Annotated in this window: 18 protein-coding genes; 11 read left to right on the forward strand and 7 right to left on the reverse strand. The window is 40.0% G+C overall.

Annotated features, from left to right (window positions below):
• Positions 1–427: 427 nt before the first annotated feature.
• Together sufB and V6R21_RS20725 are read left to right on the forward strand one after the other, a co-directional pair.
• Complete coding sequence (gene sufB, locus V6R21_RS20720; RefSeq protein WP_334245465.1) at positions 428–1,879, forward strand: Fe-S cluster assembly protein SufB; 1,452 nt, start codon at positions 428–430, stop codon at positions 1,877–1,879.
• A gap of 125 nt (positions 1,880–2,004) precedes the next feature.
• Positions 2,005–2,523, forward strand: a complete 519-nt coding sequence (locus V6R21_RS20725; protein ID WP_334245466.1) for an FKBP-type peptidyl-prolyl cis-trans isomerase — start codon at positions 2,005–2,007, stop codon at positions 2,521–2,523.
• 47 nt (positions 2,524–2,570) lie between these two features.
• Here V6R21_RS20725 and V6R21_RS20730 read toward each other — a convergent pair whose 3' ends face one another.
• Together V6R21_RS20730 and V6R21_RS20735 are read right to left on the reverse strand one after the other, a co-directional pair.
• Positions 2,571–3,104: a hypothetical protein gene (locus V6R21_RS20730; protein ID WP_334245467.1), complete on the reverse strand. Its 534-nt coding sequence runs from the start codon at positions 3,102–3,104 to the stop codon at positions 2,571–2,573.
• 201 nt (positions 3,105–3,305) lie between these two features.
• Complete coding sequence (locus V6R21_RS20735; RefSeq protein ID WP_334245468.1) at positions 3,306–3,599, reverse strand: hypothetical protein; 294 nt, start codon at positions 3,597–3,599, stop codon at positions 3,306–3,308.
• A gap of 557 nt (positions 3,600–4,156) precedes the next feature.
• Here V6R21_RS20735 and V6R21_RS20740 point away from each other — a divergent pair.
• Positions 4,157–5,434: a tetratricopeptide repeat protein gene (locus tag V6R21_RS20740; RefSeq protein WP_334245469.1), complete on the forward strand. Its 1,278-nt coding sequence runs from the start codon at positions 4,157–4,159 to the stop codon at positions 5,432–5,434.
• Positions 5,435–5,739: 305 nt separating this feature from the next.
• Positions 5,740–7,686, forward strand: coding sequence for a DNA topoisomerase (ATP-hydrolyzing) subunit B (gene gyrB, locus V6R21_RS20745; RefSeq protein ID WP_334245470.1), 1,947 nt, complete (start codon positions 5,740–5,742; stop codon positions 7,684–7,686).
• Positions 7,687–8,108: 422 nt separating this feature from the next.
• Here the strand turns inward: gyrB and V6R21_RS20750 are convergent, their stop codons facing one another.
• Together V6R21_RS20750 and V6R21_RS20755 are read right to left on the reverse strand one after the other, a co-directional pair.
• On the reverse strand, positions 8,109–8,864 hold the full coding sequence (locus tag V6R21_RS20750; protein ID WP_334245471.1) for a TerC family protein: 756 nt from the start codon (positions 8,862–8,864) through the stop codon (positions 8,109–8,111).
• A 94-nt stretch (positions 8,865–8,958) separates the two neighbouring features.
• A complete protein-coding gene (locus V6R21_RS20755; RefSeq protein WP_334245472.1) occupies positions 8,959–9,429 on the reverse strand; it encodes a hypothetical protein in 471 nt (156 codons plus the stop codon).
• A 185-nt stretch (positions 9,430–9,614) separates the two neighbouring features.
• Here V6R21_RS20755 and V6R21_RS20760 point away from each other — a divergent pair, with 185 nt between their 5' ends.
• From V6R21_RS20760 to V6R21_RS20775, 4 genes are all read left to right on the forward strand, one after another.
• Positions 9,615–10,076: a nucleoside deaminase gene (locus tag V6R21_RS20760; protein WP_334245473.1), complete on the forward strand. Its 462-nt coding sequence runs from the start codon at positions 9,615–9,617 to the stop codon at positions 10,074–10,076.
• Between the two features lie 212 nt (positions 10,077–10,288).
• Positions 10,289–12,694: a TonB-dependent receptor gene (locus tag V6R21_RS20765; protein ID WP_334245474.1), complete on the forward strand. Its 2,406-nt coding sequence runs from the start codon at positions 10,289–10,291 to the stop codon at positions 12,692–12,694.
• Positions 12,695–12,754: 60 nt separating this feature from the next.
• Positions 12,755–13,744 (forward strand): DUF4249 domain-containing protein, encoded by a 990-nt coding sequence (locus V6R21_RS20770; RefSeq protein ID WP_334245475.1) that lies wholly within the window; start codon positions 12,755–12,757, stop codon positions 13,742–13,744.
• Between the two features lie 235 nt (positions 13,745–13,979).
• Positions 13,980–14,690 carry a DUF1707 SHOCT-like domain-containing protein gene (locus V6R21_RS20775; protein WP_334245476.1) on the forward strand — a complete coding sequence of 237 codons (711 nt, stop codon included), beginning with the start codon at positions 13,980–13,982 and terminating at the stop codon, positions 14,688–14,690.
• A gap of 55 nt (positions 14,691–14,745) precedes the next feature.
• Here the strand turns inward: V6R21_RS20775 and V6R21_RS20780 are convergent, their stop codons facing one another.
• Positions 14,746–15,105 carry an ester cyclase gene (locus tag V6R21_RS20780; protein WP_334245477.1) on the reverse strand — a complete coding sequence of 120 codons (360 nt, stop codon included), beginning with the start codon at positions 15,103–15,105 and terminating at the stop codon, positions 14,746–14,748.
• 23 nt (positions 15,106–15,128) lie between these two features.
• On the reverse strand, positions 15,129–15,869 hold the full coding sequence (locus V6R21_RS20785) for an SDR family oxidoreductase (RefSeq protein WP_334245478.1): 741 nt from the start codon (positions 15,867–15,869) through the stop codon (positions 15,129–15,131).
• A gap of 163 nt (positions 15,870–16,032) precedes the next feature.
• Between V6R21_RS20785 and V6R21_RS20790 the strand changes: the two genes are divergently transcribed.
• From V6R21_RS20790 to V6R21_RS20800, 3 genes are read left to right on the forward strand one after another with little or no spacing between them, the layout of a single operon-like run.
• Positions 16,033–16,308, forward strand: a complete 276-nt coding sequence (locus tag V6R21_RS20790; protein WP_334245479.1) for an OadG family protein — start codon at positions 16,033–16,035, stop codon at positions 16,306–16,308.
• A 39-nt stretch (positions 16,309–16,347) separates the two neighbouring features.
• Entirely contained in the window at positions 16,348–18,231 is a 1,884-nt protein-coding gene (locus tag V6R21_RS20795) for a biotin/lipoyl-containing protein (RefSeq protein WP_334245480.1), read from the forward strand.
• A gap of 44 nt (positions 18,232–18,275) precedes the next feature.
• Positions 18,276–19,478: a sodium ion-translocating decarboxylase subunit beta gene (locus V6R21_RS20800; RefSeq protein WP_334245481.1), complete on the forward strand. Its 1,203-nt coding sequence runs from the start codon at positions 18,276–18,278 to the stop codon at positions 19,476–19,478.
• Here the strand turns inward: V6R21_RS20800 and V6R21_RS20805 are convergent.
• Positions 19,475–22,399, reverse strand: coding sequence for a PAS domain-containing sensor histidine kinase (locus tag V6R21_RS20805; RefSeq protein WP_334245482.1), 2,925 nt, complete (start codon positions 22,397–22,399; stop codon positions 19,475–19,477). The two genes, V6R21_RS20800 and V6R21_RS20805, sit on opposite strands and share 4 nt — an antisense overlap.
• Positions 22,400–22,594 lie beyond the last annotated feature (195 nt).

Raw genomic sequence — 22,594 nt, forward strand, 5'->3', positions numbered from 1 at the left:
AAAGAAAGTTGTTCATTTCAGTAGTCACCATAATTGAGATTACAGATGTTGATGTGACAAAAATCACTACAAAAATGGGGAAAGTCAACACTTTTAGTTAAAAACTAAACTTTTATTATTTTATATGTTCAAATTTTAACATTAAAGAAATATACAAACAACCAAAACGTTACAAAAGCTCCCATCTCTTTTGTAGTATTGCAGAAGAGAATATTCAAAATAATTCAAAACAAATTGGAGGATTAGCTTGTAGTGTATGTTGAGATAACGTGCTTCTTAATAAAAGTACACGCAGTCGAAAAAAAATGCACTTTTGAACATTAAAGAGAAAAAATTGTTATAGTTTTGCGGTTGCAATTTAGATTAATCCTAAATAAGAAGTATAAATTCTTATATTTGGGCATTGAACTTAACGAAATAGATAATAATGAGCGCAGATAAAGATACACAAATCTTAGAGGAATTCACTTCAAAAGAATACGAACACGGCTGGACAGTCAACATCGAAACTGAATCTGCTCCTAAAGGTCTGAACGAGGACACCATCCGTTTCATTTCTGCGAAGAAAGAGGAACCGGAATGGCTGTTGGAGTGGAGACTGAAGGCTTTCGAGAGATGGCAACAGATGGAGTGTCCTGATTGGGCGAACGTATACTTTGAGAATATAGATTACCAAGACATTATCTATTATTCTGCGCCTAAACAAAAGATAAAGCCAAAGTCTTTGGACGAAGTGGATCCTGAGCTTCTTGAGACTTTCAAGAAACTGGGTATCTCTCTTGAAGAGCAGAAAAGACTGACAGGTGTTGCCGTTGATGCAGTTTTTGACTCAATCTCAGTAGCCACGACCTTTAAGGACAAGCTTGGTGAGCTGGGTATCATCTTCTGTTCTTTCAGTGAAGCAGTTAAAGACCATCCAGAATTGGTGAAGCAATACCTTGGATCTGTTGTTCCTGTAAATGACAACTTCTTCTCGGCATTGAACTCAGCTGTATTCTCTGACGGTTCATTCTGTTACATCCCAAAAGGTGTAAGATGCCCGATGGAACTATCAACATACTTCCGTATAAACGCTGCCAATACTGGTCAGTTCGAAAGAACACTGATTGTAGCTGAAGAAGGTTCTTACGTTTCATACCTTGAAGGTTGTACAGCTCCTCAACGTGACGAAAACCAATTGCACGCAGCTGTAGTAGAAATCTTTGTTAACAAGGACGCTGAAGTAAAATATTCTACAGTTCAGAACTGGTACCCTGGTGATGATGAAGGTAAAGGTGGTATTTACAACTTCGTTACGAAGCGTGGTATTTGCTACGGCGACAATGCCAAACTTTCTTGGACTCAGGTAGAGACTGGTTCTTCTGTAACTTGGAAATACCCTTCTTGTATCCTGAAAGGTGACAATTCTATTGGTGAATTCTACTCAGTAGCTGTTACCAACAAGATGCAGCAAGCTGACACAGGTACTAAGATGATCCACATTGGCAAGAACACTAAATCTAGAATCGTTTCTAAAGGTGTTTCTGCTGGTAAATCTCAAAACAGCTACCGTGGTTTGGTAAAAGTGATGAAACAAGCTGAAAACGCTCGTAACTTCTCTCAATGTGACTCACTGCTTATGGGAGACACTTGTGGAGCTCACACTTTCCCTTACATTGAAGTTGGCAACAAAACGGGTCAGGTAGAGCACGAGGCTACTACTTCCAAAATTGGTGAAGATCAAATCTTCTACTGTAACCAACGTGGTATCGATACAGAGCAAGCTGTTGCCCTAATCGTTAACGGTTACTGTAAAGAAGTACTGAACAAACTTCCAATGGAGTTTGCTGTTGAGGCTCAAAAGCTTCTTGCGCTTAGCTTGGAAGGTTCAGTTGGTTAATCAGCAATCAATATTCAGAAATATACAAATCCCGCCTTTTTCAATAAGGCGGGATTTTTTTATATCTCTATTCATGTTTTTATCAGATAACAGGTCTGAATAATATTCACGCTAAAAGCAACACGATGAAGATAGAAGCTCAAAAACCATGTGTCGTGACCTTACATTACAAAATGTACGTTGACAATGGTGACAATATCGAATACCTATTTGAAGAGAAAGATGAGAATGACCCACTGACCGTATTGTATGCGACAGGCTATGTCTTACCTAACTTTGAAGAGAAGATCGTTGGCAAGGCAAAAGGTGATGAGTTTGATATTCACCTGTCATTCGAAGAGGCTTTTGGTAATTACGATGAAGAGAAAATCATCTTTATACCTATGAGTGCTTTTGAGGGAGATGAAAAGTTTGACCGCTCCCAACTGCAAAAAGGCTCACTGATTCCAATGATGGATGATTTGGGACAGCAGCATATTGCGGAAGTCATGGAAGTGGAAGAGGATCGTGTACAAATGGACTTCAACCACCCATTAGCAGGATATGACTTACACTATCAGGGAAAAATCGCTGACCTTAGAGAAGCGACAAAAGAAGAGATTGACCACAAACATGTACATGGACCTGACGGTCATTGTCACTAATAAAACTAAAAGCATTGCTTTCTTTCTATGGGAAGCAATGCTTTTTTTCACTTGACCAGTATGGACAATATTTTCTCCAATCCCCTACCCTCCCTCAGTTTTTGTACCGGAGGAGCTTGTAGAAATGTACGTCTTACAGAGTTGATCAAGTCAACATCATATGGGTCTTTATCTTCTTTCAAAGCCATCACAAGCGTTAGAATAGCTGTTTTAAGGGTTATTGCCTTAACCCTAACTGAACTTGGCACATCCCGTGCAGGGTGCAGGTGAATAAACAACCCCTGTTCTGCTCCCAAACGCAAAGTCCATACAGAATCGTCCGACAGCTGTACCATTCTGTAATCATGCCCTTCCCCATAAAGCCAATCCTTATACGCTTCTTCCTCCAACTGGCATTTATCTTTCAAGTATGTACGAACCTCTCCGACAATGTCCCCGACTGAAAGTTCACCTATGTAAATATCAGTCTGAGCATGCCCCACTACAAGCATATTTTCTTCCAGCAGAGGTAAGTTACCTGTCAAAGCAAAATCATTCACTTGCTTTTTCAGAAAAGCTAAGTGATGCTTCCATAAGTTCAATATAAAAGGAGCTTGTACCAATATTGAAAGAGGGTTAGAATGAGTAGATCGTACTATCTAATAAATTACCTAAAAGATTGGAAGCCTAAAATACCTTAACCAAAACATTTTCCGTCTGCCCCAATAATTCAACGTTTGAACACAAAAAAAGCCATAACAGTCCCTGCTATGGCGATATATTCCATAATATTTTTTGATTTCTTAATTCAAGGAGAACGCAGGCATGCGCATTGGAGCAGTCTCAAGGAAAGCCAATTCATAGATCTCATAATGCATATGATCAGCCAATGAAAAGCCATCCATTACCTCTCTGGCTTTCTCCTCATTCTCCACATCCAAAGTTACCCAAAGCCTCTTACGATCACCAGACAGCGTATAGCTGCTTACGACATTATCACTCATCAAATCATTCATACGAGTGATTTCATTCGGGATCATATCCAGGATTTCATCAGAAAAGACTTCTGGCATTTCAGCCTCAACCATAAATTGCATAGCTAGTATATTTATATTTTATTGATAACAAATTTGATTTAATCAACCTTCACTATGTCTAAATGCAATATCTCCTATAAAAGTTCAAGCTTTTTTCAAAACTTAACAACTGAATGTTAATATTTAATTTCATAGCCCCCTATTTTTTTTCTTATGAAGCATTCCTTTAGACTTTAGGCATCAAACCCAACGTTATGATATTTAAATTTGCGCCTAACGAGAATAATCTCCCTACTTTATTCTATACTTAGTACAAAAGTGAGATTCAAGGCCAATTTTCAAATATAGTCAGATTACATGTGATAAGACATATCTTTAGCAAACACGAACCAGCACCGAAACAAAAGAGAATGCAGTATTGTCGCTATACTATTTTCATTATCATCACGATACTTTTCCAATCACATCCTTTTAATGGACTGTGTCAAAACACCTTACAGTACAATTTAAAACCAACAGAACTACAAGACTTCACCCCTTTTTACCAGGATTTCATTTCCTTAAACTTTAAAGGAATAAAACAGGCTATCCCACATCAGCAAAACCAATTACACCCTTTGCACCTCTACCTTGAAAACCTTGCAGAGATCACCCCTATCCTACTCAACTCTGATAAAGACACCTATGAAGAAAGTTTGTCAAAACTAAACGAGAGACTCAACAAGCTAGATAAGCTTCCTTCATCCCCGTACAAAACGTTTGCCACCGCAGAGATACACCTACAATGGGCTTTTGTAAAAGCACGTTATGGAGAGAGTATCAATGCTTTCTTAGACTTCAGAAAAGCCTACAGATATACCGCCTACAACCTTGAACAACATCCCGACTTCACCCCAAGCAAGAAGACCATGGGAATACTGGCTTTAACCCTCAAGGCTATCCCCGAAAACCTGCATTGGATCACAAAACTTTTGGGCATTTCCCCTTCGGAGGAATCACTGCTATATCTCTATGGGATTGCCGACTCTTCTGACTTATTGTCTGAAGAAGCACAATTAGCTACAGCCTTGATTCAAGCTTACCTTCTAAATGAGGGAGAAGCAGCCCTTTCTTCTATCAAAAAGCAAATAGCCGCAAGACCTGACAACCTGATCACTCATTTGGCAGGAGCATGGATAGCCCTTAAGCATAGTGACAGCCAATTTGGGTTGAAATGTGTTCAAAAGCTAGAAAGCAAAAATACCTGGTTTGACTACCTTCCTTACTTAAAAGGAAACCTGTTACTCTGCAATGGCAAATTCAAACCCGCTGCGATTCAACTTCAGCACTTTCTGGATATCAACCAAGGGAAAGACTACATCAAAGACTCTAACTTCAAACTGTTTCTTTGCTATTGGTTTACTGGACATCCCGACAATAAATACTTAAAAGCTGCTCAGTCAGAAGGTAGTACATTGGCTGCTGCTGACCGATATGCACTCAGGTTCAGTGAATACAAAAAACTCCCTAATAAGGACATTACACTAGCCCGTATCCTCACTGATGGTGGAGAATACACACAGGCACTATCTGTACTGGAAAAAATACCACTGGACAGCCTTACCTCTGATGAAGACAGAGTAGAATACCTATATCGAAAAGCTCGGATTTACCATAAGATTCACAAAGCACAACAAGCTCTTTATTTTTACCAGAAAACAGTAGAGTCTGGTGCACGAATACCACGATACTTTGCTGCCAACTCATGCTTACAGATGGGCATTCTGATGCAGCAAAGTGGAAACAATTCCAAGGCTGTAAAGTATTACCATCAAGTACTTGAATTTGATGAACACGAGTACAAAAGCAGCCTTGATTACCAAGCCAAGATCCGTATAAGACAGCTAGCCAAGTGAATAGCACGAACACACTGTTTGGCATTAACAGATTAATTCAAATCAATCTGTTTGAATAGGGTATTCAAGTTGAAAAAGCCATTAAAAAATTGTATTTTCGTGAGGTTATTCGATTTTGAATAATTCATTGAAAAACACCTTCGGATTGCGTTTCAAATACACATATTCATGGTGTTTTTAATTGGTTTCTTCTACCCATCATTATTGGTTAGAAGTCATCAGCACTAAGCTTAGTACATTTTGTTTGTACTTCAACTTGGCTACAATAAATACTCTCTTCGGAGAGGTGAGAAATAAACGAAAATATGGAAGGAAACAAAGACAATTATTCAGCTGGTAATATCCAGGTACTGGAAGGATTGGCGGCAGTAAGAAAGCGCCCTGCCATGTATATCGGTGATGTTGGGGTAAAAGGTCTTCACCACTTGATTTGGGAGGTTGTAGACAACTCCATTGATGAGGCTATGGCGGGTTACTGCGATACAATCGAAGTAACAATTAACGAAGACAACTCTATATCAGTATCCGATAACGGTAGAGGTATCCCAACCGACATTCACCCAAAACAGAAAAAATCTGCTTTGGAGGTGGTAATGACCGTTCTTCACGCTGGTGGTAAGTTTGACAAAGATACTTACAAAGTATCAGGTGGTCTTCATGGTGTTGGTGTTTCCTGTGTAAACGCCCTGTCAAAACACACTACAGTGACTGTTCACCGTCAAGGACAAGTATTCCAGCAGGAATATGAAATCGGTGTACCGCTTTATGATGTAAAAGTAATCGGTGAGACAGATCGTTCAGGTACAACAGTACATTTCATGCCTGATGACTCTATCTTCACTGTTAGTGAATACAACTTTGAAACTGTTTCCACAAGACTTCGTGAGCTTGCATACCTGAATGCAGGTATCCGCATCAAGCTGACTGACTTGCGTGTTAAAGACGACGAGGATGGCACTTACCTTTCTGATGAATTTTTCTCTGAAGGTGGTCTTGTAGAATATGTAAAATACTTGGACGACACTAGAACTTCACTACTTCCTTCTCCTACCTATATGGAAGGCACAAGGGATAATGTTGCTGTTCAGGTGGCGTTAACTTACAATACTTCTTACTCTGAGCATGTATTCTCTTACGTGAACAATATCAACACGCACGAAGGAGGTACACACGTAGCAGGTTTCAGAAGAGCCTTGACTCGTACACTGAAAAGTTATGCAGACAAGTCTGGCATGCTTGACAAAGTAAAGGTAGATATCTCAGGTGATGACTTCCGTGAGGGTCTGACTGCAATTATCTCAGTAAAAGTTCCTGAACCACAGTTTGAAGGACAAACCAAGACCAAACTTGGTAACTCTGAGGTAATGGGTGTTGTAGACACTTGCGTAGCTGACGTACTGCATACTTACCTTGAAGAGCATCCAAAAGAGGCTAAGACGATCATCCAAAAGGTGATCACAGCTGCCCAGGCTCGTCACGCTGCTCGTAGAGCAAGAGAGATGGTCCAACGTAAGAGCGTTATGGGCGGCTCAGGTCTTCCGGGTAAACTGGCTGACTGTTCAGAAAAAGATCCTGGCGTATGTGAACTGTACCTAGTGGAGGGTGACTCAGCAGGTGGTTCTGCTAAGCAAGGTCGTGACCGTAACTTCCAGGCTATTCTTCCACTGAAAGGTAAAATCCTTAACGTTGAGAAAGCTCAGGAGCACAAGATCTACGACAATGATGAGATCAAGAATATCATCACGGCTCTAGGTGTATCTTTCGGTACTGAAGACGATGAGAAAGCGCTAAACCTTACAAAGTTGCGTTATCACAAAATCATCATCATGACCGATGCCGATGTGGATGGTAGCCACATTCGTACACTGATTTTGACACTGTTCTTCCGTTACCTGAAACCACTGATCGAGAATGGCTACCTGTATATTGCACAGCCGCCACTTTACCTGATCAGAAAAGGTAAACAAGAGCGTTACTGCTGGACAGAACGTCAAAGAAGAGAAGCTGTTCATGAGCTGGGAGCAGGTGATGAATCCAAAGTACATATCCAACGTTACAAGGGTCTTGGTGAGATGAACCCTGAGCAACTTTGGACTACAACAATGGATCCTGAATTCAGAAACCTGAAGCGTGTAGACATTGAGTCGGCAGCTGAAGCTGACCACCTATTCTCTATGCTGATGGGTGATGAAGTTGCTCCTCGTCGTGACTTTATTGAGAAGAATGCCCGTTATGCAAACATTGATGCATAAGCAACAGGCACTTTAAAATATAGAAGCGTCATTCCTTAATTGGGATGGCGCTTTTTTTTTCGCCTCAATTACTCCCTGAAAACAGTGATGCACCTATCCTAATAATCGGGTAATTTGGGTATCAAGCAGTTAAATAATCCCCTGAAGAATTGGTGTATAGAAAAGTCAAGTATACATTTGTTTTGTCATAAAGGGAGAAGGTAAAGCAAATTGCTTTCTCTCTAAAATTGATTGAGAGAGTAGAGATTCCACACAAATTTCACTCTCAAAGTCAAATAGCTTTAGTACACACAGTAGAAAAACAGCTTCTTGTAGAAGTTGTTTTTTTTTAATTTAAAGTCGATGGTACAAAAACAAAAAAGCATCCTTTCATCTCATTGAAAGGATGCTTTTTTAGCATTAATCATTATGTAATAGTTTGCTTAACTATTCACTTCTTTTTTCTCTACTTCATTGACCTTCTTTTCCATTCTCATGTTCAGTAATTCTACAGAGAACGCAAACGCCATGGCAAAGTAAACGTATCCTTTCGGCACTTCTTCACCAAACCCTTCGATCACCAACAGGAAGCCAATCAATACAAGGAATGAAAGTGCTAAAAGCTGAATTGAAGGATGACGGTTGATAAAATCGGCGATTTTCTTTGAGAATACCAACATGATTCCAAGTGAAATAACTACAGCCACAATCATGATCAGGATTTCATCCACAAGGCCTACAGCTGTAAGGATGGAATCAAAAGAGAAAACCACATCAATCAGTACAATCTGAATAATGCTTTTCATGAGTGATGTCACTTTTTTAACAGCCGTTTCATGTTCATCACCTTCTACCTTGTGGTGAATTTCTGAAACACTCTTCGTCAGCAGGAACAATCCACCAGCTAATAGAATCAAATCTCTACCACTGAAGTTTGGATCAATATGGAAGTTCTCCAAGAAATTGATGGTCAGCAATGGTTCTTTTAATGAAATCAGCCAAGTGATACCGAACAGCAGCGCAATTCTTACCAGCAAAGCCATCAAGATACCGATTGTACGGGCTCTGTCTTGCTGATGCTCTGGCAACTTACTGCTGACTATAGAGATAAAGATAATATTATCGATACCAAGAATAATCTCCAGAATCGTCAAAGTCAGAAGGCTGATCATACCTTCGACTGTAAATAGCATTTCCATGTTATATAGGTTGAATTATTAAAAAATTGGTGGGAAGATATGCAAAAAGTCCTATTATATAAAATGTCCAACCCTGATTAAGGTTGGACTCTGCTTACGAAACTGTAGCTTCTTCATTTATGAAGCGCTCAAAATCATTTTCAAGCTCAAACAAATTTTCTCTGACAATCTCTGGTAACAGGTAACCCTCTGTTGTTGGTATGTTGAATATGGCTACAAACGTCACTTGAGACTCTGTCACTGATATCTCTATTTTATAGTCTAGCCCTAATAAAGTAATCCAACCTTCTACCCCTCCTTGTTCTGTAGGTGTGTCAGTGTAAAAGTATTTGGTAACCTGCCCATCTGTATAGGTTTCAATCCATTCTTCAGCACGGTCTACCAATTGTTCAGTTGTAAATCTGGATAAAGAATATTCATCCTGAATAGAAACCGAATGATCTGTGTATATCAGATCATCTTCAGATGGCCCCAAGTCAGCGTCATCTTGTGCAAAGTCACAAGCGAACATTGTTAAGGCCAAACTCAACAATACAAAGACTCTAGTTGTAAGTTTTGTTATCATTATCACTCTATAGTTGTCATTTGTACGAGAATAAGTTTCCTCATACATATTTGTGGATAAAAAGCCAATTCGCTTTTTTCTGTTAATTCATTAATGGTCAGTTATATTATATACAATCTTCCATTAATCTTTGACACAAATATTTAAATATTTTTAGAATCATTTAATTTATTTCAAGAATTATCATGAAAAAAGACCATATAAATTTCATACAGCGGGCTATTGAACTCTCCATGCACGGCTTAAAGAACAATTTAGGTTACCCTTTCGGTTCAGTCATTGTCAAAGACGATAAAATTGTGGGAGAAGGTTGTAACCATGTAACCTCAAAAAACGATCCTACTGCCCATGCCGAAATTGTTGCCATCAGAAATGCCTGCCAACAGCTATCCACATTTGACCTAACCGGCTGTGTAATCTATACCTCTTGTGAGCCCTGCCCTATGTGTCTTGGAGCCATCTATTGGGCAGGCATACAAACAGTATATTATGCCAACACCCAAAATGATGCGGAGGCAATTGGCTTTGATGATGCGGAGATTTACCGAGAACTGGAAAAACCTATGGAGAAAAGGAAAATTGACTTTATACAGTTAGAAAGGGATCAGGCACAAAAAGTCTTTAAGGTATGGAAAGAACAAGCATAAAATTCTCATGTGATTGGTCGACTATTATGACGAATTCACTCCTTAAAAACTCGGGTTGATCATGTTCTGGTTTGAGCGATTTTTTAATAAGGCAATCTTTACCATGCAAAAAAGTAAAGATTATTTAACCACTCTATGACTTGAAGGTTATTAAAACTGTCAACTCTAAAGTAAGTTTGCATCCTAAACCAAATCGCTTTAAACCATTGGACATGACTAAAAACCATTTTTTAAGATTATTCAGTAGCATATTTATCCCTTGTATATTACTGTTATCATTACCATTGCACGCCCAAAAAAAGACTACAGTAAGCGGCTACATCAAAGATGATGCTACGGGAGAGTCTCTTATAGGGGTGAGTGTCTACATAAAAGAACTGAAGGCTGGTGCCATTACCAACCCCTATGGATTCTACTCAATCACTGTCGAACCGGGCAAGTACACGCTAACATTTAGTTATGTTGGTTATACTTCTACTGAACAGCAAATAGACCTAAGCCAAAGCAACCAAAGTGTAGATGTCAGGCTTAATGCAGCAGACGAACAACTTGATGAAGTTGTAGTAACAGGCGAACGTGAAGATGCCAATATCGCCAATGTTGAAATGAGTGTTGAAAAACTCAACATTAAGACCATCCAAAAGATGCCTGCCTTGTTGGGCGAGGTAGATATTATCAAGAGTATACAACTACTACCTGGCGTAAGTACAGTAGGTGAAGGCGCCTCAGGCTTTAATGTAAGAGGTGGCGGTGTTGGTCAGAACTTGGTACTGCTGGATGAAGCCCCTGTTTACAACTCTTCTCACCTGTTTGGCTTCTTCTCCGTATTCAATCCTGATGCCGTAAAGGATGTGAAACTTATTAAAGGAGGAATTCCATCTCAATATGGAGGTCGCTTGTCATCCATTCTTGATGTCAGAATGAAGGAGGGAAATGACAACCAATTTTCAGGACAGGGTGGTGTTGGATTAATATTCAGCCGACTGACTCTTGAAGCGCCAATTGTCGAAAACAAGGCATCTTTTATTATTGCAGGTAGACGTTCTTATGCTGACATCCTTGCACAGCCATTCCTAAGTGACGATCTCAAAAACTCTGTATTCAATTTTTATGACGTTACAGGTAAAGTAAACTGGAATATCAATGAAAAAAATAAGGTATTCCTTTCCGCTTACCTAGGAAGAGATGTATTCGAAGCTGCTGACTTATTTGGTTTCAACTGGGGAAACAGTACAGTGAGTGCTCGCTGGAACCACCTTTTCAATGAAAAGCTATTTTTCAACACAACAGCTTTTTATAGTAATTATGACTACAAGTTAAGTTTTGGAAATGATGATGACTCCTTTAACTGGAAAGCAAATATCCAAACTTACAGTGTAAAGCCAGAATTTACGCTTTACGCTAACACCAATAATACCTTGACATTTGGAGCCAATAGTATACTCTATAAGTTCAGTCCTGGAGAAACGCAAACAGTAGTAGCTAATAACGAAATCCCTCCCTATATCCTTCCTGAAATGTATGGTGTAGAGAGTGCCGCTTATATTGGAAATGAACAAAATATCAACAAATCCATTTCCCTTCAGTACGGCTTAAGGCTTTCTACTTTTTCATACCTAGGAGAAACCACCACTTATGAGTTTGCAGCACCTGAAAAGCCTGGATATGGAAGAGAGCCTATTGCTTCTTCTGCACAGTCCTATGAACAATGGGAATCTGTCAAAACCTACTGGAATCTAGAACCAAGATTCTCAGCTAAATTTCAGCTAAACGAAAGCAGTTCTATCAAGGCAAGCTATAACCGTACAGCGCAGTACATACACCTGATCTCAAATACATCAGCCTCCTCTCCACTGGACATCTGGTACCCAAGTACAAAAAATGTCAAGCCAGAGATTGCTGATCAGGTAGCCTTAGGTATTTTCAAAAACCTGAAAAACAATATGTATGAGACCTCAGTAGAGGTGTACTACAAAGACATGAGCCAACTGGTAGACTATGTAGTAGATGCTGACCTTTTGCTGAATGAATATATAGAAGGTGACTTATTGGAATCTAAAGGTAGAGCTTATGGTGCTGAATTCTATGTAAAAAAGACCAAAGGCAAATTCCACGGCTGGACAAGTTATACACTTTCCAAGACTGAAAGGTTGACAGATGACATTAACAACAATGAATGGTATAATGCCCGATTTGACCAAACACACAATGTAAGATTGGTTTCTTTCTATGATCTCAACGAAAAATGGTCTTTCTCAGGAAGTTTCACATATGTATCGGGCACGCCAGCTTCGTTCCCTACCAATACATATGAGATCCAAGGTTACTCACCACCTCATAACCCTGATGATTCAAGAAATAACTATAGAATACCTGCTTACCATAGACTGGATCTCTCGGCAACGTTAACACCATCCAAAAAGAATCATAGATGGAAAAATTATGAGAGCTACTGGGTATTCTCCTTGTACAATGTGTATAACCGTCGTAACCCATTCTCCATCTCGTTCAACCCAAACTCTGACAGGATGCCTTATGGCGTGACAGACAATCAGGCTACACAGCTTTCTATCATAGGCTCTGTGATTCCATCAGTGTCTTACAACTTCAAATTCTGATAGGAAGCTAAGTAATTCAATATTCCATACTGTTAAGCAATCATAGAAATGTTGATCAACATGAAAAAATATATCAAAGCACTACTGATAGGACTAGCGGCTATATCAGTTATCAGCTGTGAAGATGTTGTAGAAATTGACGTAACTCCTGGCGAGACGCAGCTTGTAGTAGACGCCTTTATCAACAACAGGTTTAGAGAACAGGAGATTAAACTGACTTATAGCAAACCTTACTTCTCTACCAGCCAAGCATTACCTGCAACTGGTGCTTCTGTTACGGTAGAAGATCTACTGAATGAAGGTAAAGTTATTACCTTTACGGATACAAATGAGAATGGTGTCTATACATGGATGCCTACATCAGCTGATGATACGCTTCAAATCAGACTTCGTGAGGATATCAATGATGAGACTAGTGGTGGTTTCTATCAGGAACAATACAAATTGAGTATCAGTATGCCAAATGGTGAAGCATACGAAGCGTTCACTTCTATCGAACGTGTACCTACTATAGATTCAATTCAGGTTTACAAGGAAGAGGAAAGCCTGTTCTACCCTGTTGAAACTATAGTGGCAGAACTATGGGCGTATGACCTAAAAGGAAAAAATGATTACTATTGGGTTAAAACTTGGAAAAACGGTAAATTCCTAAACAAGGTAAGTGAAATGAACTTGGTACATGACATTATACCAGGAACAAATAATGATGAGAATGCAGATGGAGTGGCATTTATTCCACCTGTAAGGACAGGAATCAATCCAAATCTGGATGCAGATGAGATTGATGAGCTTCCACTTTATGAGGTTGGTGATTCAATTTATGTTGAGATTCATTCCCTTACAGATGGCGCTTTTGGCTTTATGAGTATGGCAAAAGAACAGATGCAAAACGGTGGCTTGTTCGCTACTCCTGTAGTAAACCTGCCTACCAATATCATCGCTATAAATGAACAATCAGAAGGAAAAGCAATTGGCTACTTCTCTGGATCGGCTATTAAAAGCTATGGCATCAAAATCAACGAAGAGCCTCCATATAAAGACAACAACTAAGCATTTATTGTGACTAATTAACATCAGTAACCACCTTTAATATTTTAAGGGTGGTTCTTTTTTATAAAAAAGAACACTAATCCCCCTCTCGCACCCAACTTTATGTTGACTTTTATCGATAAAGAAGAATATGTAAGGACATAATCTCCTGATTTTATTCAAAAATTTGCATCAGCTGATTTTACTTACAATATTTCAACTTCAATCAAATAACTGGTGTCAACAAATCACTATCATGCTACAAAAAACAACATTTGGTCTTCCTAAAAAAAGAGAGCAAGTTATACAAGCATTACAGGATGCATTCACGCAGCACGAGCTAGAAGAGACAGATTATGAAAACAGACTGCAAATGGCTTATGAAGCTAAATCTGTAGAAGACCTTTCAAAAATTCTGCATGATTTCCCATCGCATCTGCAGCCTTTTCAGGCCAAAACAAATAATGTAAACGCTTCATCTCAGCAGCTTCCCAAGTTTCAGAACTTGCCACCCAACAAAATATCGACCATAATGGGCGAACTGAAAACGGACATTTCACAAAACCGTGGAGAAGTTGTAAAGGTAGTGACCACATTAGGAGAAAATAATGTCAGCTTTCGCAATCTTGCTACGGAGGTAACCATGCTTTTTGTTAAAGTGGAATCAAGGCTTGGCACTACTCGACTTGATTTGAGAAATGAGGATTTCAAAGACAAGATCCTGATTCTGGATATGGACAATATTCTGGGAGAAGTAGTAATCCATGTTCCTTATGGCACAGCCATCAAAAAAGAAATGAGTACGGCACTTGGCCAATACCGAGAGTCTGACAAAGGTAATAAATGGTACAAAAAGCTTCTAAAAACTGGTACGTCCAACAGTTCAGAACGTAAACCAATTGAAAACTTCCGTTTATTGATCAAAGGAACGACTTTCTTGGGAAATGTTCAGGTCAACTTTCATTGACACGAACTTCCTTAATAGGGTAACCCCATGCTGCTATACATCAGGATGGGGTTGTTTATTTCTTAGGTATCGGTAAGTTATGCTGTCTCAAAAAAGATAACTTATCCCAATATCCTCTCTGCAGTATGATTTTCCCTTCAACAATCTGAAAAAATCCACAGCCTCTCAGTCCTAAAGGGTCTTTCCACTCCATTATTGCCCAATCCCCATCTTCAAAGATATTTTCGACAATACAAGTCATTTCGGCTGCTGCAAACTCACGCTCAAACATTTCCTTAATCGCAACCCTCCCATGGATGGGCATGTTTGCAACCTGATGATTGATTGCACCTTCATGGTATAGTGTAACTAACCCGTCTACATCTGCTCTGTTGAAAAACTCAACCCACTTTCTTAATACATCTTTTGGCTTCATAAGCTATTTCTTTACCCTAAGATCTAGTTTGATGGATTTGTCGCCCAAAGGTTAAGCTCAGGCACAAAACCCCTATCATCGACTTCCAGTATACTCCTAATTAGATGAGCTACTTCCTCACCTCTTAACTTAGTTGGCTCAGAAGGACGTTCCGGTCTATTTTTCACTCCTTGTGGAGGATAATTACTGTCTTGAGGACTAGGAAACCCTGTGGTCATTTCAGAAGGGTTTATCAGGGTCACCCTAATATTAGAACCTCTCAATTCCTTTCGCCAAGTCTGTGTCATATTCCGAACGGCAGCCTTAGAAGCTGCATATACAGTTCCGGTCGGAAAACCGTCTACAGCCGCCGAGCCTCCAATCGTAATTATGTTCCCAGATTGTTGCTTCCTAAAGATCTCAACTGCCTTTTGGGTAATCATCGCCGTTCCAAAAACATTTACCCTAAATACACGTTCAAAAGCTTCCAAAGTAACCTCCTCAAGCTTACAGAACTCCCCCACAGCTGCATTATTAACCAAGCAATTTAACTTACCATCCCATTGGTGTTTTATGACTTCAAAAATACGGTCAATGCTTTCCTGTTCACTGATATCAGCCGCAACCGAAATTGCCCCAATCGCATTACCCACTTTTTCCAATTTGTCTTTATCCTTTCCTACAATCATCACATCGGCATCTAATGACCTAAGTAAAGTCGCGGTAGCTTTCCCTACCCCTGAACTACCTCCTGTAATCAGAATTTTACTGCCTTTTATTTGCATGTTGACTAAAATTTCAAAATCAAACCTATATAAGTGTCAAAAATCAACTTATTCGATGACAGTTTTCACCATTTAACAAACATAGCTCTCCTACCTTTCGGATAAGTATTCAGGATTTAAACCAACTCGCTTTCCCGAGTTGTTACCATATAAAGCTTTCAATATGGAAACAAACATAGAAACAGGATTAATGCTTATGGCGGTTGGAATGTCTACCGTTTTTGTAATACTGACGATTGTGGTTATAGGTGGTAAGCTACTGATTTTCTTTACTAATAAACAATCCCAAGAACTAGCTCACCAAACTGAATCGCCACCACTACTCAATACCGCCACTACTACCAACTTGGATCATAAAAAGTTGGCAGCCTTAGTAGTTGCAGTAGAACTGGCAACAGGAGGTAAAGGTAGTGTTCGATGTATTCGAAAAATTTCATAATCAGCTTTCAAAAAATTAAAAAACAAAGACCAATTCGTTATGGGCAAGGAAATAAAATTCTCTCTGGTTTATAGGGACATGTGGCAATCATCAGGAAAGTATGTTCCTCGTGTTGACCAACTGACCAAAGTGGCCAACCCAATTATTGACATGGGTTGTTTCAGTAGAGTTGAAACCAACGGTGGTGGTTTCGAGCAGATCAACCTATTGTTTGGCGAGAATCCCAACAAGGCCGTTCGACAATGGACAGCACCATTCAATGAGGTCGGTATCCAGACTCATATGCTGGAACGCTCACTAAACGGGATACGGATGAACCCATGCTCAGAAGAATTACGCAAAATGATGTTCAGTGTCAAGAAAAAGCAAGGAACTGATATCGCACGTTCATTCTGTGGCTTGAATGATATTCGAAACCTTGAAAGATCAATCCGCTTCGCTAAGGAAGGTGGCATGATTGCACAGGCAGCACTGTCCATCACGGTTTCTCCTATACATACTGTTGAATATTACACCAACCTCGCTGAAGAACTGATTGCAAAAGGAGCAGATGAAATCTGTATCAAAGACATGGCGGGTATCGGAAGACCTGACTCACTAGGCAAGTTGGTTAAAAACATCAAACAGGCTCACCCAGATATTCTGGTTCAATACCATGCTCACTCAGGACCTGGTTTTGCGCCTGCATCTATTCTTGAAGTAGCAAGGGCTGGAGCCGAAATCATTGATGTCGGAATGGAGCCACTCTCTTGGGGTACAGGTCATGTTGACCTTTTAACTGCTCATGAAATGTTGAGAGATGCTGGCTTCCATGTACCTGACATTAATATGAATGCCTATATGGAGGTTCGTAGACTGACTCAGGAGTTTATTGATGATTTTCTGGGCTATTACATCAACCCGAAAAACCGGTTTATGAACTCTCTTTTGATCGGTCCAGGGCTTCCCGGTGGGATGATGGGCTCATTGATGGCTGACCTTGCCAACAACTTGGAGAGCTTGAATAAATGGCTATCAAAACACAACAAACCAACCATTACGCAAGATGAATTATTGATCAGGCTTTTCGATGAGGTAAAATACATCTGGCCTATGATGGGCTATCCACCATTAGTAACGCCTTATTCTCAATATGTAAAAAATACAGCCCTGATGAATGTTATTCAAATGGCAAAAGGCAAAGACCGCTGGTCCCTTATTGATGACAACACATGGGATATGTTACTTGGAAAGGCAGGGAAGTTACCAGGTGAATTAGCTCCAGAGTTAAAGGACAAAGCCGCTGCACTAGGGAAGGAACTCTACACTGGAGACCCACAAGCGCTTTACGGACCTGAACTAGAACAATACCGCAAGGAAATAGCCGAAAATGGCTGGAGTCTAGGAGAGGATGAAGAAGAGCTGTTTGAATTGGCTATGCACCCTACTCAATATAGAGCATACAAGTCAGGAGAAGCTAAATTGAAATTCGAACAAGATCTGGCAGAGAAAAAGCAACCTAAAGCTACGGAAACCGCCCCTGCCACTGATACACCAACAGCAGTTACTCCTTCTCCAAAAAATATGCGCATCACGGTGGATGGAGAAACCTTTGAAGTTGAAATAGATTATGGCAACGGCAGCACAATAGCACAAAAGGAATCTCAAGAGATAGAAGCTTCCCCTGAGCCTCCATCAGTGGAACCTGAAAACGGGCATGGTGTGGTAGCTCCTTTAGAGGGTAAATTTTTCCTAACCAAATCCAATACTGAAAAAGGTGTAAAAGTTGGCGACAAGATCAACGAAGGAGATGTAATCGGCTATATAGAATCCATGAAAGTCTATAATGCTATTACAGCAGATCAGGCAGGGAAAGTACTGGATATCTGCCATCAAGATGGAGATGAAGTAGATGAGGATGAAACATTGGTCGTATTAGGCTAACCAATTCTAAACAGGATTTCTTCACCATTTACTTTGCACGCTTTATGAATATTTTTGAGAAGCTATATGAAATGACAGCCATCAGCGGGTTTGCGGCATCTCCCGGATCCCTGCTGATGCTGCTGATCGGTGGAGTGCTACTCTATCTGGGTATTGCCAAGAACTTTGAGCCACTCTTGCTGATTCCAATCGGTTTTGGCGTGCTTTGGGCAAATGTTCCCGGTGCAGGCATGAATGTGCTTCAGGCAAGCGAACACCCTGAAATCACCCATATGTCCATTGTCGAGATTGCCAAAGAGCATGGCATTATCAATATGCTCTACTACTCACTCATCAAGACAGGTTTACTACCTCCTTTGATTTTTATGGGGGTAGGTGCTCTGACAGATTTTGGTCCTATGCTACGAAACCTGCGACTGGCATTCTTCGGGGGAGCAGCTCAGATTGGCATATTTACGGTATTAATTGCTGCGGTAGCCATTGGTTTTACACCAAAAGAAGCAGGAGCATTGGCTATTATCGGAGGAGCTGATGGACCTACGGCTATCTACACCACCATTTTATTGGCGCCAGAACTTTTAGGTCCTATCGCCATAGCAGCATATTCCTATATGGCTTTGGTTCCTGTCATCATTCCTTTGATAGCCAACCTGACCATGAATAAAAAGGACTTTAAGATCAATATGAAACAGCAGGACAAGCGCTTTCCTTCAAGAGAGATCAAAAACCTGCGAGCTGTTAAGATTATGTTTCCTATCATGCTTTTCATATTGGTTGGGGTACTTGTTCCGACATCCGTACCACTTTTAGGTGCTTTGTTGTTCGGTAATCTTGTCAAGGAGATAGGCAATGCCACTTCAAGGCTTTCAGATGCCGCATCTAGTATTATCATGAATTCGGCAACTGTATTTCTAGGTCTATGTATTGGTGCAACAATGGATGCACATTCATTTCTGCAAACCAAAACCCTGTTGATTTTGCTTGGTGGGTTTGTCGCCTTTTCACTTTCTGTGGCGGGAGGAATTTATGCGGCAAAAATCTATAATGTTTTTTCAAAGAAAAAAATCAACCCATTGTGTGGAGCAACAGGACTGAGTGCGGTTCCAATGGCATCAAGGGTTGCCAATGATTTGGCGCTCAAACACGACAGCCAGAACCACATTCTGCAATATGCCATGGCTAGCAATATTGCTGGAGTAATCGGATCTGCTGTAGCGGCAGGTGTGCTTATTTCATTTTTAAACTAATGATCAAGATCGCGCTTTGGTGATTTTAGAGGTAGCTGAACCCAAAAAGTAGTTCCTTCACCGACACTGCTTTTAAAGGTAAGGCTGCCTCTATGCATTTTCACCAATTCCTTTACAATCATCAGTCCTAGACCTGTACCTTGGATATCTCCCACATTTGACGCTCTGTAAAACGCACTGAATAGTTTGTTCTGCTCTTCAATTGGAATACCAATTCCATAATCCTTTACTTCCAACACCCAATTATCTCCTTCTCCAAACTTAATTTTCACTTCTGGATTTGAACTCCCTTCTTCTGAATACTTCAATGCGTTTCCTACAAGGTTTGTCAGGATATGTTTGAGAATATCAGGGTCAGTATCAGCTTCTTTCTTCACACCTTGAACACTAATCTTAATCTCCTCCCCTTCCTGCATTGGAAAGAAATTATCTATTTGCTGACTGACAAACTCCACTACATCCATTGCTACAGGACTGAAACTGGACAAAGGCGCTTCCGCTTTGCCCAACAACAAAATATCGTCCAGTAACTCAACAAGCCTATCAGCTCCGTACAATGCCCTAGAGCAATGTTTATGAAGCTTCTCTCTATCCTGCGCTGGCATTTTCCGAGTATATATTTCAATAAGCTGAATACTGGTTTTCATCGTTGTAATCGGCGTCCTAAACTCATGGGATGCCATTGTTACAAACCTTGACCTCAAGTCATTCAGTTCTTTTTCTTTCTTTAATGTTTGAATGATTTCCATCTCAGCATGCTTCCTGACTGTTATATCACGTGTCGCTGACAGTATTTTACCAACTTCATCGTCTTTCTCTGTAATATTGTTCAGTACCGTCTCCACCCATATAAACTGTCCGTTTTTCCGTTTCATCTTGTACTGAATATTCTCCTCTACAGTCTCATTCATAGTAAACATCCTGAAATACTCCTTCACAATCGTCAACTCATCCATTGACACAAACTCAAACAGTGACTTATTTTGCATCTCGTGCTGAGCATATCCGAGCATTTGTGCACAAGCAGCTGAAACATAACTGAAAGTTCCATCCCCTGCATGATGCAATCCAATCAAGTCGCTGGTATTTTCGGATAGCAACTGATACATTTCCTGACTCTTTCTGAGCGCCAAGTCAGCTTTCTTCCTAATGGAAATATCCCTGATTGTTACCAACACATATCCATCTTCTCCTATAAGCATTCTGTTAAGTGATACATCCGCATCAAAACTAATTCCATTCAGGGTCTTGAACTTCCACTCAAAATTTGTTTTCCCATAGCTAAGGCACATTGATTCTGCCCTGCCCAACAATTCAGATGCATGCAAACCATTCAAAGTAATTTCACTTGAGAAACAGGAAAGGCTTTTACCATAGATTTGGTCCAAAGAACTTAACTCAAAAAGTACCTGAGCAGCTGAGTTACAATCTGTCACAACACCTTCCTTGAGGAATAGCAATCCATCTGAGGATGCTTCAAAAAGCCTTGAAAAGCGTTCTTCTACATGCTGAAGCTGTTTCTTCCCTTTTTTCACTTCCTTCTCCAGCAGTCTTGTCTTAAACTCATTCAGCTCTTCCGCCTTCCTTCTGTCAGATATTTCCCGAATAATGGTGACTACCCTTTCATCATCCACAGCTTTCATTCTTGCCTCAAAATACTGGACTTCGCCTTTGTTTGGCAACTCGTACTCAAAGATTTCTTCACCTTTACTTTTGAGGGTTTGTAACACTTTTTGATAGATAATTTCGGCTAATGGATGTGGTAATACTTCCTCAATTTTTTTTCCCATAAAAAAATCAGGCTTTGTAAAAAGTTCATCCTCATTACTGGTTGCAAAAGCCACAAACCGCCCATCTTTATCATTCAGAAAAACATGATCCGGAATTACCTTCAGTATCACATCCTTTAGCAACTCACTTTCAGCCAACTGCTCCTGAGCCTGTTTCTCTATAGTTACATCCGTTGTCAAACCTACATACCTAGAAGTCCTTCCATTCTTTACAAGAAAGGGGTTCATGTAAAGCCTTATCCAAAGGTCGTCACCATTTTTATGTTCATCCCTAAATTCAATTGTCGTAATCTCTTGTTGTACTATCAGCTTCCACATCTGTTTTAAGATGCCCAAGCTATTTAAACTTTTATCAACGCTGACTTGCTTCAACTCCTGCAATGTATAACCTGTCTGCCTGATAAATGTCTGATTACACCAAGTCACCTTCCCATTTTCATCCATAATGACCACTCCCCTATTGGAAGTACTTGCCGCCAAAAAAATGTGCTTTAACTCTCTAGAGGAAATGTTAAGCAGCTGTAAATCAAAACTGCCTATGAATAGGATGAAAAACACAATAAAGGCAAACATAAAACCACCGAATACCAGATAACGAACCTTGTTTACTTCCAAATTTTCCCTCATCCCTGTGGAAAGCCTTGACTGAAACAACCCTAACTCATCCTCATACTGGTTTCTTACTTTTAGGAGCTGCGTAAGTTTAGCTTCACTGATACCTGTTTCCCACCTCTCGAAACAATCTTTCAGTTCCAATGCGAAGCGGTTGTATTTCAGTTCTATCTTTGCAAGGTTAAAGTCTAAAGCTTCGTAATCATTACTTATATTGTGCAATTCCTGCTGTTTGTCTGCCAGTAAGACAAAATCGTCCATCTGAACAGAAGGGCCTTCAATCCTAAGGCCATGTCCTTTTTCCAGATGGTGTTGCTGTAAAATACTGTTGACGATACTTTGAGAAAGGTACAGCTGGTCTCCTATCAGGCTGGCCGCATACATTTGGGTCTGAAATTCCTGATGAAACTTTCTGGCAAGCAGTGTTACAAACAGGGTACAACAGCAAAAGCAGGTAAAAGCAAAAACAACTAAGCTTCTGATAGTAGGTTTAGGTTCTTTTATTAAGTTCTCTAGCATTCTTCTTAACATATCTGACAGGCTTTTTGCAGCATCTCTGCCTCGATTGATGGGTTAGGGTTATTTGCCTTGAAAGGCTAATGACTACAGTTGAGATTAAACAGGTAAAAGATTGTTATTGAAGCACTGGAGACATTCAACTGATCCTCAAAATTTGTTAAGTTGCCAAAACAAATTCAGGATTGGAGACATTAT

The sequence above is a fragment of the Limibacter armeniacum genome (genome assembly GCF_036880985.1).
In the GTDB taxonomy this organism is placed as follows: domain Bacteria; phylum Bacteroidota; class Bacteroidia; order Cytophagales; family Flammeovirgaceae; genus Limibacter; species Limibacter armeniacum.

Excerpts from the sequence above, each read along its gene's own strand:
- sufB (WP_334245465.1), top strand. The coding sequence starts at position 428 with ATGAGCGCAGATAAAGATACACAAATCTTAGAGGAATTCACTTCAAAA.
- V6R21_RS20725 (WP_334245466.1), top strand. The coding sequence starts at position 2,005 with ATGAAGATAGAAGCTCAAAAACCATGTGTCGTGACCTTACATTACAAA.
- V6R21_RS20735 (WP_334245468.1), bottom strand. The coding sequence starts at position 3,599 with ATGCAATTTATGGTTGAGGCTGAAATGCCAGAAGTCTTTTCTGATGAA.
- gyrB (WP_334245470.1), top strand. The coding sequence starts at position 5,740 with ATGGAAGGAAACAAAGACAATTATTCAGCTGGTAATATCCAGGTACTG.
- V6R21_RS20750 (WP_334245471.1), bottom strand. The coding sequence starts at position 8,864 with ATGGAAATGCTATTTACAGTCGAAGGTATGATCAGCCTTCTGACTTTG.
- V6R21_RS20755 (WP_334245472.1), bottom strand. The coding sequence starts at position 9,429 with ATGATAACAAAACTTACAACTAGAGTCTTTGTATTGTTGAGTTTGGCC.
- V6R21_RS20760 (WP_334245473.1), top strand. The coding sequence starts at position 9,615 with ATGAAAAAAGACCATATAAATTTCATACAGCGGGCTATTGAACTCTCC.
- V6R21_RS20765 (WP_334245474.1), top strand. The coding sequence starts at position 10,289 with ATGACTAAAAACCATTTTTTAAGATTATTCAGTAGCATATTTATCCCT.
- V6R21_RS20770 (WP_334245475.1), top strand. The coding sequence starts at position 12,755 with ATGAAAAAATATATCAAAGCACTACTGATAGGACTAGCGGCTATATCA.
- V6R21_RS20775 (WP_334245476.1), top strand. The coding sequence starts at position 13,980 with ATGCTACAAAAAACAACATTTGGTCTTCCTAAAAAAAGAGAGCAAGTT.
- V6R21_RS20780 (WP_334245477.1), bottom strand. The coding sequence starts at position 15,105 with ATGAAGCCAAAAGATGTATTAAGAAAGTGGGTTGAGTTTTTCAACAGA.
- V6R21_RS20785 (WP_334245478.1), bottom strand. The coding sequence starts at position 15,869 with ATGCAAATAAAAGGCAGTAAAATTCTGATTACAGGAGGTAGTTCAGGG.
- V6R21_RS20790 (WP_334245479.1), top strand. The coding sequence starts at position 16,033 with ATGGAAACAAACATAGAAACAGGATTAATGCTTATGGCGGTTGGAATG.
- V6R21_RS20795 (WP_334245480.1), top strand. The coding sequence starts at position 16,348 with ATGGGCAAGGAAATAAAATTCTCTCTGGTTTATAGGGACATGTGGCAA.
- V6R21_RS20800 (WP_334245481.1), top strand. The coding sequence starts at position 18,276 with ATGAATATTTTTGAGAAGCTATATGAAATGACAGCCATCAGCGGGTTT.
- V6R21_RS20805 (WP_334245482.1), bottom strand. The coding sequence starts at position 22,399 with ATGCTAGAGAACTTAATAAAAGAACCTAAACCTACTATCAGAAGCTTA.